This window comes from Nocardia pseudobrasiliensis NBRC 108224 (assembly GCF_001613105.1).
Classification (GTDB): domain Bacteria; phylum Actinomycetota; class Actinomycetes; order Mycobacteriales; family Mycobacteriaceae; genus Nocardia; species Nocardia pseudobrasiliensis.
In genome coordinates this window covers 1-14,423 of record NZ_BDBS01000060.1, presented here as the reverse complement: position 1 = coordinate 14,423, position 14,423 = coordinate 1, and the positions used below count along the sequence as shown (strand labels likewise).

Here is a 14,423-nt window from a genome sequence, read left to right as displayed (position 1 = left end):
GCAGCCGAAATGGCCGAAGCCCCAGGGCCTCCGGGGGCTTCGGCTCGGATAGGGGAATCAGCCGACGAGATTCTTACGCAACTTCAAGATGGTGCCCGGGTCCAAACCCAGCCCGTCGGTGAGGTAGCGGCCGAAGTCGCCGATCTTGTTCACCGCGGTATCGAGATATTCGTCTCGCACCTCCTGCAGCGGGATCAGCAGATCCGGATTCTGCATCAGCCCGGCCTGTTTCACCTGCTCGCGCAGTTTCGCGTCGGCCGCGGCGCGATATTGGTTGGACTTCAGGTAATCCTGGCGAGCGGTCTGCTCCGGGACACCGACCGCGCGCAGCACGATGTAGGTGATCCAGCCCGTGCGATCCTTACCGGCCGTGCAGTGGTAGAGGGTCGGCTTGTCGGTGGAGGCCAGATCGCGGATGGTCTGCGCCACCTTGGCTTTCGTATCCGGATCGGTGGCGAGGCTGGTGTACATGTTCTGCATGATTCGTTCGGCCCCGCCGTTGCCGAGCGTCGACTCCTGCTTCTGGTAGTCCTTGGACTGGATCAGCTGCAGCATCAGCACGAACATGCCGGTATCGCTGGTCGGACGGGAGACCAGCGGCACCCCGGCGGGAAGTTTGTCCGCGCCGGAGAACTGCACCTCCTGAGCCGTCCGCAGATCGATCACCTGCTTCAACTGCAGTGAGCCCAGCTTCTGCAGATCCGCATCGGTCAGCGATTGGAGTGAATCCGATCGAATGGCCTTGCCGGACTTCACGGTTTTGCCGTCGTAGGTCCGGTATCCCCCGATATCGCGGGTGTTCACCGCACCCTGCAATTCGATCTTTCCCCCCGCCACGGCCAGTTCCGCCCCGGGCTGGGCGGCTACGGTCGTAGCGGTCAACGCACATACCGCCAAGGCGGCTCCGAACAATGAAACTAACGAGAACCTCATGTCGCGGGACAGTAGGGGCCTTGATTATGTGTTCGGTGGGGTTCTGTGGTATCGGCGGCACTTACCTCGCTGACCGGGACTCGCAACCGTACTCACCGAGATTTGTTGTGGACAAGCGGAATTGGCCGAGGTCAGCTGGTGATCTTGCTGGTGTAACGGTGCGGCCGGACAGCGGCAATTGGTGAGTGTGAGTGAAATGCTGAGCGATCGGGTTCTCCTCCCGACACCGGTGCGGGCGGACCGGCGACCGAATTCGAGGCGCTGTATCGGGCACAGTTCGCTCTGGTGCTGTCCTACTTCGTCGCGGCCATCACCTCCTTCGAGACCTTCGATCCGGGACGCGGTTCCGCGCGGGCCTGGGTGCTGGGGATCGCGCGGCGGGTGTACGCGCGGCACTGCGAATACGCGACCCGCGCGCGAGACGCCCGGGCCCGATTGGGCGGGCGGCGGCCGCTCGATGTCGACGAGGCGACGGAGCTGCTCGGCCGCATCGACGCCGAACGATCGGGGCGAGAACGGTTGACCGCGTTGGCCACACTGCCCGCGCTGGACCGGCAGGTCGTCGAGCTGGTCGATATCGCCGAACTGACCTCCTCGGGCGCGCAACCCGCGAGCGCGAGCGACGCGGCCAATGCCGAGTTGGCCCGCGCGCGACATCGCTGCCGGGACGGGGCGCCGGGCTGAGTTTCACCGCCCCGGTGCGCACCCCGGCGCCCGACTGTCCGCGGATCCTCGGCAACTGATTCCCCGATTCCGGTTGCGCGGCATGGCGGATTGTCGAGAATCGGCGATGGCGTACGCGCGAACTCCGGGAAGGATCGGAACCATCTGATGAGGCTGATCGATCGATTCATCGGTGGTGTCGACGCGCACCCCGTTCCCGCGCTGCTGGCCGCCGTGGCGACGCTGGCGCTCACGGCCGGGGTGGTCGTGAGCGCGCGGCAAGCGGTGAAACTTGTTCGGCGTCATGAACTCACGGTCGAGCAGATCGGTACCGTGGTCGCGGCGGCGATCGCCACCGGGGTGAGCGCGCAGGGCATGTGGGTGTTCTTCGAGGAATCGCTGCACCTGACCTTGTCGCTGCGGATCATGTTCTTCGCATTCCTCGAGATCATGGTGATCACCTCCGCGCTGCGCGCCCGCGCCGCGCAGCGACACGGTGGATCGGCCGGTGTGGACGGCATCGCGATGTGGGTGCTCACCTGTCTGTCCGCGGTGCTGGCCGCGACCGACGCGGACAACCTCGGCACACTGCTGATCCGACTGTCCGCACCGCTGGTCGCCGCGTGGGGCTGGGAACGCAGTATGGCGCTGGAACGCCGCCGAGCCGGCCAGCTCACCCGAATCAACTGGCGACTCACCCCCGAACGCATCCTGATCCGACTCGGCCTCGCCGACCCCACCGACCGCACCGCGAGCGAGGTAGCCACCCAGCGCCGCCTGATCGAGGTCGCCTTGGCCCACGACCGAGCGCGCTCACTGCGCGACTCACACGCCGGAACCTGGCGAACCCGCCGAGCGATGAGCCGTCTGCAGAAGGCGATGCGCGCGGCGGTGGAAGAGGGCGGCCTGGTGACCGCGCCGCGCCAACGAGAAGTGCTGCTGGACATGATCGGCGTGCTGTCGAGTACATCGACGCTGGTGGATATGGAACTGCCGAATCCGTGGCTGCCGGTCCCGCCCGACAACCGACCCCGCCCCGACCCGGCGACAACGGACCCAGCCGAAACCACCGGGGTCGACCCGTATCCCACAGCGCCACTGGGGGTTCCGCCGAGCGACGCGGTGGCGGCCAGCGCCGTGAACGGGCCGACGACGGCCGGTATCGCGACCGGCACGGCGATCGTGAGCGCCGGGAACGGAATATCGGCGGGGAGCGCGGGAACGGGAACGCCGGTTGGAAGTACTCGGACCGGCACGGCGATCGCGAGCGCCGGGAACGGTAAGGCGGCGGTGGCGAAGCCGCGGCGGCGCGATCCGACCGTGCGCCGTCGGGTGCGTGAACTGCACGAGGCCAATACGCCTCCGGCGGAGATCTCCTCTCAACTGGATATCAGCCGCCGCACAGTGGGGCGGATCATCGGTGATCTCGAGGAGGAGCGGCGGAGTCGGATTCCGGGGATGTTGGGTGAGGCGGTGCGGCAGGATCGTCCCGAGCAGAAGGTGAGCAGCAACGGATCCCACTGAACCGCGGCAGGGCCGGCAACCCCCGAGGCCCCAGCCGGATTCGGCTGGGGCCTCGGAAGTGTTTGCTACACGCCGATTTACACGTCGAAGTACAGCTCGAACTCGTACGGGTGCGGGCGCAGGTTGACCGGGGCGATCTCGTTGTCGCGCTTGAGCTGGATCCAGGTCTCGATGAGGTCCTCGGTGAAGACATTGCCTTCGGTGAGGTACTCGTGGTCCTGCTCGAGCCGGTCGATGACCGAGGCGAGGCTGGTGGGGGCCTGCGGGATGTTCTTGGCCTCCTCCGGCGGGAGCTCGTAGAGGTCCTTGTCGACCGGGGCCGCGGGCTCGATCTTCTTCTTGATGCCGTCCAGGCCGGCCATCAGCATGGCGGCGAAGGCCAGGTACGGGTTGCCCGAGGAGTCGGGGGCGCGGAACTCGATGCGCTTGGCCTTCGGGTTGTTGCCCGTGACCGGGATGCGCACGGCGGCCGAGCGGTTGCGCTGCGAGTACACCAGGTTGATGGGGGCCTCGTAGCCGGGGACCAGGCGGTGGTAGGAGTTCACCGTCGGGTTGGTGAAGGCCAGCAGCGACGGGGCGTGGTGCAGGATGCCGCCGATGTACCAGCGCGCCAGATCCGACAGGCCGCCGTAGCCGGCCTCGTCGTGGAACAGCGGCTTGCCGTCCTTCCACAGCGACTGGTGCACGTGCATACCCGAGCCGTTGTCGCCGAACAGCGGCTTCGGCATGAAGGTGACGGTCTTGCCCTCGGCCCAGGCGGTGTTCTTGACGATGTACTTGAACAGCATCAGATCGTCGGCCGCGCCCAGCAGGGTGTCGAAGCGGTAGTTGATCTCGGCCTGTCCGGCGGTGCCCACCTCGTGGTGGCCGCGCTCGAGCTCGAAGCCCGCGTTCTGCAGATTGGTCGAGATCTTGTCGCGCAGGTCGACGTAGTGGTCGTACGGCGCGACCGGGAAGTAACCGCCCTTGTTGCGCACCTTGTAACCACGGTTCAGGGTGCCGTCCGGGTTGAACTCCGCGCCGGTGTTCCAGGAGCCGGAGATCGACTCGATCTCGTAGAAGGCGCCATTGATCGCCGAGTCGTAGCGGATGGAGTCGAAGATGTAGAACTCCGCCTCGGGACCGAAGTAGGCGGTGTCGGCGATACCGGTCGAGCGCAGGTACTCCTCGGCCTTACGCGCGATATTGCGCGGGTCGCGGCTGTAGGCCTCGCGGGTGAACGGATCGTGGACGAAGAAGTTCAGATTCAGCGTCTTGGCGGCCCGGAAGGGATCGATGCGGGCGGTCGAGAAGTCGGGCAGCAGCAGCATGTCCGACTCGTCGATCGACTGGAAACCGCGCACCGAGGATCCGTCGAACGCCAGACCCTCCTCGGCCAGATCGGCCGTGAAGGACTTCGCCGGGATCGAGAAGTGCTGCTGCACACCGGGGAGGTCGGTGAACCGGACGTCGACGTACTCGACCTCCTCCTCCTTGATGTACTTGATGACCTCGTCGGCCGTGCTGAACGCCACTTAGTACTCCTTACGGATCGGTTCCCAGCCAGGTGCCGATTGCTGGGTTCGTCGCTGAACGGTATGGATGCGGTGTTTCCCCGAAATCAAGGTCGTGTTTCGCTGGTGTTACGCGTGCCGCTCACCGCGAGAGCGCGGTGTTGTCGCACCTCGCGTGGGGTCGGCCGAGGCCCGATGGATGTCGGCCGGCACGCACATCCTGCCATCAGTCCGGTGCGGTCGCTCGGCTCGGCCCCACCCGAACCGCTCGCGGGCGGTGGAGACGGCGGCGGCTCGCGAATGTCATGCGGCGGCCAGCACATCGAGCACGGTCGCGACGACGGCCTCCGGCGCGTCCTCCTGAAGCAGATGTCCGGCCTCGGGGACCGGGCGCAGCGTCGCGCCGGGAATACGGCGGGCCAGTTCGCGGCCGCGGTCCAGAGGGATCCAGCGGTCTTGTTCGCCCCACAGCACGGTGACGGGGCAGTCGATCGAGTCGTAGTGGTCCTCGATCTCGTCGGTGTAGCGGTCGCTCATCTGCGCGAGCTGGCGGTAGAAGGCGGCCTGGCCGTCCGGGCCGAGCCAGGGCCGCCGATACAGCCGCAGGTCGTCTTCGCGCAGCGGTCTATATGCCGCGCCGCTGTCGAGCCCCGAACTCGCGCGGCTGCGGCGCTGCGGCGCGTGCTCGTGGCTGTATCTCGATCCCTCACCCAGCGGGCGTCGCCGCTGGTGTTCCATGGCCACCTGCGGTAATCGGGCCAAGGCCCGCAGGCACTACGACCGTGCGCGCCGGGTGTGACGTGGTCGACCCGCTCGCGCTGCCTAAGCTGGAGACCATGGCACGAATCACCGGTTCCTGGCTGTCCGGGCCGAATGCGGCCGATCCGGGGGACCCCGCCCCCGACGAATATCCGGGCAAGCTCCTGGGCCTGCCGGAATCCGGTGCCGGATCCATCGCCCCGATGAGCCGACGCATCGTGGCGCTGTTCGTGGACTGGTTCATCGCCATGGGCATCGCGGCGCTCATTGTGCACGGCACCGGTTCGCTCAATACCGTCACCCTGCTGGTGTGGTTCGCGATCGGCCTGCTCACGGTGACGTTCTTCGGCTTCACCCCCGGCCAGTTCTTCCTGCGTATGCGCGTGCTCCGCATCGACGCCGACGCGCCCGTCGGTTTCGTTCGCGCCCTGGTCCGCCAGATACTGCTGATCTTCGTGGTCCCCGCGCTGTTCACCGACTCCGACAGCCGCGGCATGCACGACCGCGCCACCGGCACCGCCCTGATCCGCCTGCGCTGACGTTCGGGTGGGGTGGATTCCCAGTCGAACACGAACGATTCCCGTCGACCCAGGGCGTCGACGGGAACCGGATGTGAAAACTACTGGGCGACGAGCTTGCCCATGGAGTGGATCTCGCTCACGTCACCGCCGGTGATGAACGACCAGGGAGCGGTGAAGAAGCCGCTGTCGCCCCAGTTCGCGCCCCAGGAGTTCTCGATGGTGACGGTCTTCTCGTTGTAGCCGACGATGGTGACCTCGTGGCCGCCCAGGGCCCGCTCGCCGCGGGAGGGGTTGTAGTAGGAGTTGTTCTTGTTCAGGTTCTCGAAGCTCTGCCGCACGGTGAAGCCGATCGGGACCGGCAGGCCGGAGGCGATCGCGGCCTTGATGTTGGCGACGCGGTCGCCGTGGGTCAGATCCTTGTTGCCGGAGAGCTTGTAGTGCGCGGCATTCGCGCGCTCCTTGGCATCGGGCTGGGTGGTGTAGTCGAAATCGCCCTGCCAGTAATCGGATTTGGTGTCGATACCCTGGTTCTGTTCCATCGGCAGCGCGACCGAGGCCCAGGTGCCGTTGTCATGGCCCTTGGCGATCTGCGAGTAGATGAACATCGGCGCCATCGGGCCGCCCTTGATGCTCTGTTCGTTCATCAAGACGCCGAACCCGGTGTAACCGGTCGCCCACGTCACGCACGACCCGACGCGACCCTGGTTGCCCGCGGGGAGCGCGTACTGGCGCAGCGAATACGACGCCGGCGGCGCGACGGAACCGACCCGGACCGGCAGCGCCGTTCCGTAGCTGGTGTCACCCTTGGCCTCGGCGGCCTGGGCGCCCTTGATATCGAGGCCGTAGAAATGGGTGCTGACCGGTTGCGGCGCACCCGGATCCGCCTGCGCGAATCCGGCCGACATGATCCCGACACCCACGGCGAATGCGACGGCCGCGGGTAAAGCTGAATAACGCATGGAATTCTCCCGACATGATTAGCGATCACCGGGCGGCTCCGGAATCGCCCGAGGAGGGGGAGAACCGACCGGCACTTTCCGACGCAATCAATATCTGCCGGGATCGCTTGCGGGACAAGGATGTTCAAGTCATGCTCGAACGACGACAGGCCCGCGTCCGGAAGGGACGCGGGCCTGCCGGAGGCATCGCTCAGCGGCGGCGGATCGTGCGCTGCATGCCGCGCATCTTCGCGCCGCTGGGCAGCGGACCCTTGGGCAGGGCCGGGCCGCCCCGGGTGGCCAGGGCGGACAGGCGGCCCTCGATGAGATCCATCCGCTTGGTGTCGATATTGCGGGGGAGTTTGGTGAGGTAGCGCTGCAATTCCTTGAGCGGGACCTGGCCCTCGTCGTTGCCGATGACGATGTCGTAGATCGGGGTGTCGCCGACCAGGCGGGCGGTGCGCTTCTTCTCCTGGGCCAGCAGGGATTTCACGCGCTGCGGGGAGCCCTCGGCGATCAGGATGACGCCGGGCAGGCCGATCGCGCGGTGGACGGCATCGAGCTGCGTGGTGGCGGCGATACCGTTGGTGACGCGCCACTTGCCCTGCAGATTCTCGAGCACCCACGCGGCCGCGCCCGCTTGGCCCTCGGCCTTGGCGTAGACATTGCGCTGCACGCGGCGGCCGAAGATGATGAACGCCACCAGCGCACCCAGCAGCAGGCCGATCGGCAACAGGAACCACTGCAGGTGGAAGAACAGGCCGATCACGAACAGCACCAGGGCGATGCCGAGGAATGCGCCGATCATCAACGGCAGCAGCAGCTTGTCTTCCTTGCGCTGCATCTGGAACGCCTGCCAGAGCTGCTGACGCCGCTCCTTCGACGCCTGCTTGCGCGCCGCCTTCGCCGCGGCCTTCGCTTCCTTCGACGGCTTACCGCCCTTACCTGCTGCCATATTCTCAGGATAGTGGGGACCGCTCAGGCGCCGCGCAGGCGGATCGGACAGAACGACCCGGCCGTCAGGCCGAGGCCCTGGCCTGGGCTCGGACGGTGTCGGCGATCTGGCCGGGCATGGCCTCGTGCCGGGTATAGGACCGGGTGAACTGGGCCCCGCCGTGCGAGAGCGAGCGCAGGTCGATGGCGTAGCGGCTCAATTCCAGTTCGGGCACCTCGGCGCGGATGGCCGTGCGCCCGATCCCGCCCGGTTCGGTGCCGAGCACCCGGCCGCGACGGCTGGACAGATCCGACAGCACCGCGCCCACATAGTCGTCGGACACCGTGACCCGCACCTCGGCGATCGGCTCGAGCAGATTGAGTTTGGCGGCCGCGGCGGCCTCGCGCAGCGCCAGCGCGCCCGCGGTCTGGAACGCCGCGTCCGAGGAGTCCACCGAATGCGCCTTGCCGTCGTAGAGCGTCACCCGCACATCGACCAGCGGATACCCCGCCGCCACACCCTTGAGGGCCTGGGCGCGCACACCCTTCTCCACCGACGGAATGAATTGGCGCGGAACGACTCCGCCCACCACCTTGTCCACGAATTCGATACCCGAGCCCTCCGGCAGCGGCGACACCTCGATCTCGCAGATGGCGTACTGGCCGTGGCCGCCGGACTGTTTGACATGCCGCCCGCGACCGGTCGCGGTCCCGGCGAAGGTCTCGCGCAGCGCCACCCGGTGGTCGACCGTGTCGACCTGCACTCCGAACCGCGAACGCAGCCGCTCCAGCGCGACCTCGCGATGCGCCTCGCCGAGACACCACAGCACCAGCTGATGGGTCTGGCCGTTCTGCTCGAGCCGCACGGTGGGATCCTCGGCCACCAGGCGGCCCAGCCCCTGCGAGAGCTTGTCCTCGTCGGCCTTGCTGTGCGCGCGAATGGCCACCGGCAGCAGCGGTTCGGGCATCGGCCAGGGTTCGATCAGCAGCGGAGTGTCCTTGGCCGACAGGGTGTCTCCGGTCTCGGCGTGGCCGAGTTTGGTGACACAGGCGATATCGCCGGCGATGGCCTGGCCGAGCGGGCGCTGCTGTTTGCCGAACGGGGCCGAGACCGCTCCCACCCGCTCGTCCAGGTCGTGATTGCGCTCCGCGTCCGGCCCGTGGCCACAGACGTGCACGGTGTCGTCGGGGCGCAGGGTGCCGGAGAAGACCCGCACCAGCGACAACCGCCCGACATAGGGGTCGGAGGCGGTGCGGATCACCTCGGCGGCCAGCGGCGCCCGCGGATCACAGGTGAGCGGCGTGGGATCGGAGTCGCCGGTGGGTGAGCTCGCGGCGACGGGATGCTCTGCGGGCGTGGGGAATCCGCGGGTGATCAGGTCCAGGATCTCGATCATGCCCAGACCCTGTTTGGCGCCCTCGGGCGGCGGAGCGGCGATCAGGATGGGGTGGAAGCTGCCGCGTGCGACGGCGCGTTCCAGATCGGTGACCAGGGTGGTGAGATCGATCTCCTCACCCTCGAGGTACCGGTCCATGAGCGTTTCGTCCTCGCTCTCGGCGATGATGCCCTCGATGAGGCGGCCGCGGTTGGACTCGATGAGATCGCTCTGCTCGTCGGTGGGTTCGGTACGGGTGTGCTCGCCCCGGGAATAGTCGAAGACCTGCTGGGTGAGCAGATCGATCAGCCCGGTGACGGGTCGGTGACCGTCGGCGGCCTTGGGCCCGTAGACCGGAAGATGCAGCGGCAGCATACTTTCCGCCGCGCCGCCGCCCAGGATATCGCGGCAGGTGCGGGCCATCTCCTCGAAATCGGCGCGGGCGGCGTCCAGGTGGGTGATCACCAGCGCGCGTGGCATGCCGACCGCGGCGCACTCCTCCCACAGCGCCAGGGTCTGCCCGCCCACGCCCTCCGCGCCCGCGGCGGCCGAGACAACGAAAAGGGCCGCGTCCGCTGCTCGCAGACCGGCCCTCAATTCGCCGACGAAGTCGGCATATCCTGGCGTGTCAAGAAGGTTGATCTTGATGTCGTTCCAATGGACGGGTATCACCGACAGCTGGACCGAACGATGCTGTCGCTGTTCGATGTCGTCGTAGTCCGACACACAGGTGCCGTCCTCGACGCGGCCGGCCCGGGTGACCGCACCGGTGGCCACGGCGAGCGCCTCGACCACGGTGGTTTTCCCGGATCCGCTGTGGCCGACCAGGACCACATTGCGAATATCGGCCGGACTCTCGACCGTCGCCACTCTGCCGTTGCCTCCGGCAGCTGCGCTCGCCTTCTCGACCATGACACCCTCGATCCCCGAGTACGACATGTGCGGTTAATCCGAGCTTCCCACCGTGGACCACGGGTTGTCAGCGATTCGAAAGATCCCGAAACATGGACGGATACGACAAACCCGCGGGCCCGTGAACAAACGGACCCGCGGGTTTCGTACGGGATCGATCAGGAACCGAAGCGCGCCAGCACCGAGGTGGCCTCCTGGGCCGCGCTGCCGCCCTCGGCGAGATGGGCCATCTCAGCGGGCAGTTCGCGGCCGTGGTGGGCCAGCGCCTGGGCGTAGAGGCGACCGGCGCGGTAGGAGGAGCGGACCAGCGGACCGGCCATGACACCGGCGAAGCCGAGTTCCGTTGCGACGCGGGAGTGTTCGACGAACTCCTCCGGCTTGACCCAGCGGTCGACCGGATGGTGGCGCGGGGACGGGCGCAGGTACTGGGTGATGGTCAGGATGTCGCAGCCCGCCTCGTGTAGATCGCGCATGGCCTGGGTGACCTCTTCGGGGGTCTCGCCCATGCCGAGGATGAGGTTGGACTTGGTGACCAGGCCGGCCTCGCGGGCGGCGGTGATCACGGCCAGCGAGCGCTCGTAGCGGAAGGCCGGGCGGATGCGCTTGAAGATGCGCGGGACCGTCTCCACGTTGTGCGCCAACACCTCCGGACGCGAGGAGAACACCTCGGCCAACTGCTCGGGAACGGCGTTGAAGTCGGGGATGAGCAGCTCCACGCCGGTGTTCGGGTTGAGCTGTTTGATGGCGCGCACCGTCTCGGCGTAGAGCCAGGCGCCGCCGTCCTCGAGATCGTCGCGGGCCACACCGGTGATGGTGGAGTAGCGCAGGCCCATCGCCTGCACGCTCTCGGCGACGCGGCGGGGCTCGTCGCGGTCGAGGGCGGCGGGCTTACCGGTGTCGATCTGGCAGAAGTCGCAGCGGCGGGTGCACTGCTCGCCGCCGATGAGGAAGGTGGCCTCGCGGTCCTCCCAGCATTCGAAGATGTTCGGACAGCCCGCCTCCTCGCAGACCGTGTGCAGCCCTTCGCGTTTCACCAGGCCCTTGAGTTCGGAATACTCCGGGCCCATGGTGGCGCGGGTGCGGATCCACTTGGGTTTGCGTTCGATCGGCGTTTCGGCATTGCGTGCCTCGATGCGAAGCAGCTTGCGTCCGTTCGGTTGAGCTGGGTTCAGCCCGCCGTTCTTCGGTGTCGGGGTGTCGACTGAGGTCACTGAACCGATGCTACGCCGGTCTCATTCGGCCTTGGCGGGTGCTCCGACGCCCGCCCCGACCGGTGTGACGCGGGTAATAGTGTGCTCGGAAACGGGCAGGTCGCCGTCGAGGGCGCGCAGGATCGCCGCGGACACCAGCGGACGCACCTCCGCGACGGTGACCTCGCGGCCCAGCTCGCGGGTCAGCGTCGTCACCCCGGCGTCGCGAATGCCGCAGGGCACGATCGCGTCGAAGCCGTCGAGGACCGAATTGCAGTTGAGCGAGATGCCGTGCAGGGCGACGCCGCGCTGGACGCGCACGCCGATCGCGGCGACCTTGCGCTCGGGTTGCGCGTCGTTCGCCGGAACCCACACTCCCGAGCGGCCCTCGACGCGACCACAGGTCACGCCGAGACCCGAGACGACGCTGATGAGCGCCTCCTCGAGGCGGCGCACGTAGTGCACCACGTCGACCGGTTCGGCGAGCCGCACGATCGGATATCCGACCAGCTGGCCCGGACCGTGCCAGGTGATCTTGCCGCCGCGGTCGACCTGCACGACCGGGCTGCCGTCCATCGGCATGTCCTCGGGTTCGGTGCGGCGGCCCGCGGTGAAGACCGACGGATGTTCCAGCAGCAGCAGATGATCGCGGCCGCGGCCTTCCGCGCGTTCGGCGGCCAGGTCGCGCTGCAGGTCCCAGGCCCTCTGATAGTCGATGACGCCCAGCTCCTCGACCACGACGGGAGTGCTGTCGTAGCGGGCTGATTCGGTCACGCGACCGGCGGCCGGGATCACCGGAGGGGTCGACGGGGCGGATTCGCCCGCAGGCGTGCTCTGTACGGACGGCTCGCTCACGACATCGACGGTACGCCATCCGGATCCTCGGGCCGGTTCCCGGGCGTTTCCCACAGCGGCAGGACGGCCGCGTCCCCCGCGGCGTTCGGATCGGGTTCGATCGTGAGTTGCATGAGGGTCAGGTCCAGCCAGCGATCGAATTTGTAGCCGACCTCGGGCAATTCGCCGACCGTGCGGAAGCCGAACTTCTCGTGCAGCCGGATCGAGGTGGTGTTGGTCGATTCGATGGCCGCGATCATCGCGTGCACCCGACCCGGGCCCCGAGCCCACGCCAGCAGGTCGGTGAGCAGGGCGGTGGCCACCCCGCGGCCCTGGAAGCGATCGGCCACGTAGACCGAATTCTCCACGGTGTAGCGGAAGCCGCGCTTGGGTCGCCACTGCGAGTAGGTGGCGTAACCCGCGACCGCGCCGTCGATCTCGGCGACCAGTACGGGCTGTCCGGCGGACTCCCGTTCGCGCAGCCACCGCTGCCGGTCGCCGATATCCACCGGTTCCTCGTCCCAGATCGCGGTCGTCTCGGCGACGGCCGTGTTGTGGATCGCCAGAATCTCCGGCAGATCAGCCTCGCGGGCGTTGCGGACGATCACCTGCTCGCTCATCGGCACACGGTAACCGGCGAGCGCCGCGATTCAGGAGTCGTGATCGAAGACCGCGCCAAGCGCCTGCCCGATGGTCTGGTGGCGGAAGGTGTAGCCCGCCTCCTCGAGCACGGCGGGGATCGCGCGCGGGGCATGCAGGATCGCCTCCTCGGCGAATTCACCCATGGCCAGCCGCAGTACGGGGGCCGGAATCGCCAGGCGGGCGGGGCGATGTTTGGCGCGCGCGAGGGCGCGACCGAATTCGGCATTGGTGACCGGCGCGGGGCCGACCAGATTCACCGGACCGTGAATCGTGTTGTGGCGCAGGACGAATCGAATCGCGCCGACCTCGTCGGCCAGGGAGATCCACGGGACGTACTGGCGGCCGTTGCCCAGACGACCGCCCAATCCCAGCGCGTACATCGGCTGCAGCATGCCGAGCAGACCGCCGTGCCGCGACAGCACGAGCGCGCTGCGTAGCAGTACCACCCGGGCGCCCGCCGCGGCGGCGGGTTCGGCGGCGGCCTCCCAGTCGGCGCACATCGTGCCCAGGAAACTCGTTCCGGCGGGAGCGGATTCGGTGACGATCCGGTCGCCGGTGCCGCCGCCGTAGTAGTGCACGCCGCTGGCGTTCACCAGCGTCGGCGCCCCCGCGTCGGCGACCGCGGCGGCCAGCACATCGGTCGGAGTGATGCGGCTGTCGCGCAGCAGCTGTTTGTAACCGCCGTTCCAGCGGCGCGCGCCGATTCCCGCGCCGCACAGATTGATCACGGCATCCGCGCCGCGCAGGGCCCGTTCGGGCACCTGCGCGCGCACCGGATTCCATTCGAACTCGTCGCGGGCGGCGGCGGGACGGCGCACGAGTCGTGCCACCTCGTGCCCGTCGCGCCGCAGGGCCGCCACAAGCGCCGTCCCGATCAGCCCGGACGAACCGGCGATCACGACCCTCAAGGAACTGCTTACAGACCCAGGTCCGCCTCGAACGCGGCTTCCTCGAGCCGGTGCTTGATCGTGGTGAGGAAGCGTCCGGCGTCGGCGCCGTCGATCAGGCGGTGATCGTAGGTCAGCGGCAGGTAGCACATCGAGCGGATGCCGATGAACTCCTCACCGTGTTCGGAGATCACCATGGGCCGCTTGACGATCGCGCCCGTGCCCAGCATGCCCGCCTGCGGCGGCAGCAGGATCGGGGTGTCGAACAGCGCGCCCTGGCTGCCGATGTTGGTGATCGTGAAGGTGCCGCCCGCGAGCTCGTCCGGCTTCAGGCCGCCGGTGCGGGCGCGGTTGGCGATATCGGCGATCGCGCGGGCCAGACCGGCCAGCGACAGGTCGCTGGCGTTGTGGATGACCGGGGAGAGCAGGCCCTGCTCGGTGTCCACGGCGATGCCGAGGTGGACGGCCGAGTGGTAGGTGACCTCCTTGGTCTCCATGTTGTAGGAGGCGTTGACGTTCGGGTGCACGCCCAGCGCCTCGACCGCGGCCTTGGCGAAGAACGGCAGGAACGTCAGGTTCACGCCCTCGCGCTTGGTGAACGCGTCCTTGGCCTTCGCCCGCAGGGCCGCGATCTTGGTGACGTCGACCTCGTGGGTCTGGGTCAGCTGCGCGGTGGTCTGCAGCGATTCGAGGGTCTTGGCCGCGGTGATCTGGCGGATGCGGTTGGCCTTCTGCGTGGTACCGCGCAGCGCCTGCAGCGCCGGGCGGACACCGGCCGGCGCGGACGGAGCCGCGGGGGCCTTCGCCGCGGCGGGGGC

The 14,423-nt window shown here is 68.0% G+C and carries 15 protein-coding genes; 4 read left to right on the top strand and 11 right to left on the bottom strand.

From position 1 onward, the window contains the following. Positions 1-57 precede the first annotated feature (57 nt). Positions 58-882, bottom strand: coding sequence for a tyrosine-protein phosphatase (locus NP4_RS35265; RefSeq protein ID WP_245997890.1), 825 nt, complete (start codon positions 880-882; stop codon positions 58-60). Positions 883-1,218: 336 nt separating this feature from the next. On the opposite strand from NP4_RS35265, the gene NP4_RS35260 reads away from it, so the two are divergent. Further along, on the top strand, positions 1,219-1,617 hold the full coding sequence (locus NP4_RS35260; RefSeq protein WP_068007274.1) for an RNA polymerase sigma factor: 399 nt from the start codon (positions 1,219-1,221) through the stop codon (positions 1,615-1,617). Between the two features lie 147 nt (positions 1,618-1,764). Further along, entirely contained in the window at positions 1,765-3,120 is a 1,356-nt protein-coding gene (locus tag NP4_RS35255; RefSeq protein ID WP_068007270.1) for a DUF2637 domain-containing protein, read from the top strand. 77 nt (positions 3,121-3,197) lie between these two features. Here the strand turns inward: NP4_RS35255 and glnA are convergent, their stop codons facing one another. Further along, positions 3,198-4,634 (bottom strand): type I glutamate--ammonia ligase, encoded by a 1,437-nt coding sequence (gene glnA, locus NP4_RS35250; RefSeq protein ID WP_062512046.1) that lies wholly within the window; start codon positions 4,632-4,634, stop codon positions 3,198-3,200. Positions 4,635-4,916: 282 nt separating this feature from the next. Continuing rightward, positions 4,917-5,351, bottom strand: coding sequence for an alpha/beta fold hydrolase (locus NP4_RS35245; protein ID WP_068007268.1), 435 nt, complete (start codon positions 5,349-5,351; stop codon positions 4,917-4,919). On the opposite strand from NP4_RS35245, the gene NP4_RS42220 reads away from it, so the two are divergent. Both NP4_RS42220 and NP4_RS35240 read left to right on the top strand, forming a co-directional pair. After that, positions 5,305-5,412, top strand: coding sequence for a CGNR zinc finger domain-containing protein (locus tag NP4_RS42220; RefSeq protein WP_245997945.1), 108 nt, complete (start codon positions 5,305-5,307; stop codon positions 5,410-5,412). The genes NP4_RS35245 and NP4_RS42220 overlap by 47 nt on opposite strands. A 37-nt stretch (positions 5,413-5,449) precedes the next feature. Continuing rightward, complete coding sequence (locus NP4_RS35240) at positions 5,450-5,911, top strand: RDD family protein (protein WP_068007453.1); 462 nt, start codon at positions 5,450-5,452, stop codon at positions 5,909-5,911. Positions 5,912-5,991: 80 nt separating this feature from the next. Here the strand turns inward: NP4_RS35240 and NP4_RS35235 are convergent, their stop codons facing one another. The 8 genes from NP4_RS35235 to sucB form a co-directional block, all read right to left on the bottom strand. Next, positions 5,992-6,852: a C1 family peptidase gene (locus NP4_RS35235; RefSeq protein WP_082876507.1), complete on the bottom strand. Its 861-nt coding sequence runs from the start codon at positions 6,850-6,852 to the stop codon at positions 5,992-5,994. Positions 6,853-7,042: 190 nt separating this feature from the next. Next, a complete protein-coding gene (locus NP4_RS35230; protein ID WP_068007265.1) occupies positions 7,043-7,786 on the bottom strand; it encodes a DUF4191 domain-containing protein in 744 nt (247 codons plus the stop codon). Positions 7,787-7,850: 64 nt separating this feature from the next. Then, the gene (locus tag NP4_RS35225; RefSeq protein ID WP_068007445.1) at positions 7,851-10,052 is read right to left on the bottom strand and encodes an elongation factor G-like protein EF-G2; all 2,202 of its coding nucleotides are present in this window, start codon (positions 10,050-10,052) and stop codon (positions 7,851-7,853) included. Positions 10,053-10,210: 158 nt separating this feature from the next. Next, positions 10,211-11,263 (bottom strand): lipoyl synthase, encoded by a 1,053-nt coding sequence (gene lipA / locus NP4_RS35220; RefSeq protein ID WP_174556211.1) that lies wholly within the window; start codon positions 11,261-11,263, stop codon positions 10,211-10,213. Between the two features lie 21 nt (positions 11,264-11,284). Then, positions 11,285-12,016 carry a lipoyl(octanoyl) transferase LipB gene (lipB, locus tag NP4_RS35215; protein ID WP_068007437.1) on the bottom strand — a complete coding sequence of 244 codons (732 nt, stop codon included), beginning with the start codon at positions 12,014-12,016 and terminating at the stop codon, positions 11,285-11,287. Positions 12,017-12,093: 77 nt separating this feature from the next. After that, positions 12,094-12,696: a GNAT family N-acetyltransferase gene (locus NP4_RS35210; protein ID WP_174556210.1), complete on the bottom strand. Its 603-nt coding sequence runs from the start codon at positions 12,694-12,696 to the stop codon at positions 12,094-12,096. Positions 12,697-12,726: 30 nt separating this feature from the next. After that, a complete protein-coding gene (locus NP4_RS35205) occupies positions 12,727-13,626 on the bottom strand; it encodes a TIGR01777 family oxidoreductase (protein ID WP_068007263.1) in 900 nt (299 codons plus the stop codon). A gap of 8 nt (positions 13,627-13,634) precedes the next feature. After that, on the bottom strand, positions 13,635-14,423 hold a 789-nt coding region (gene sucB, locus NP4_RS35200; protein WP_068007260.1), incomplete at its 5' end, for a 2-oxoglutarate dehydrogenase, E2 component, dihydrolipoamide succinyltransferase.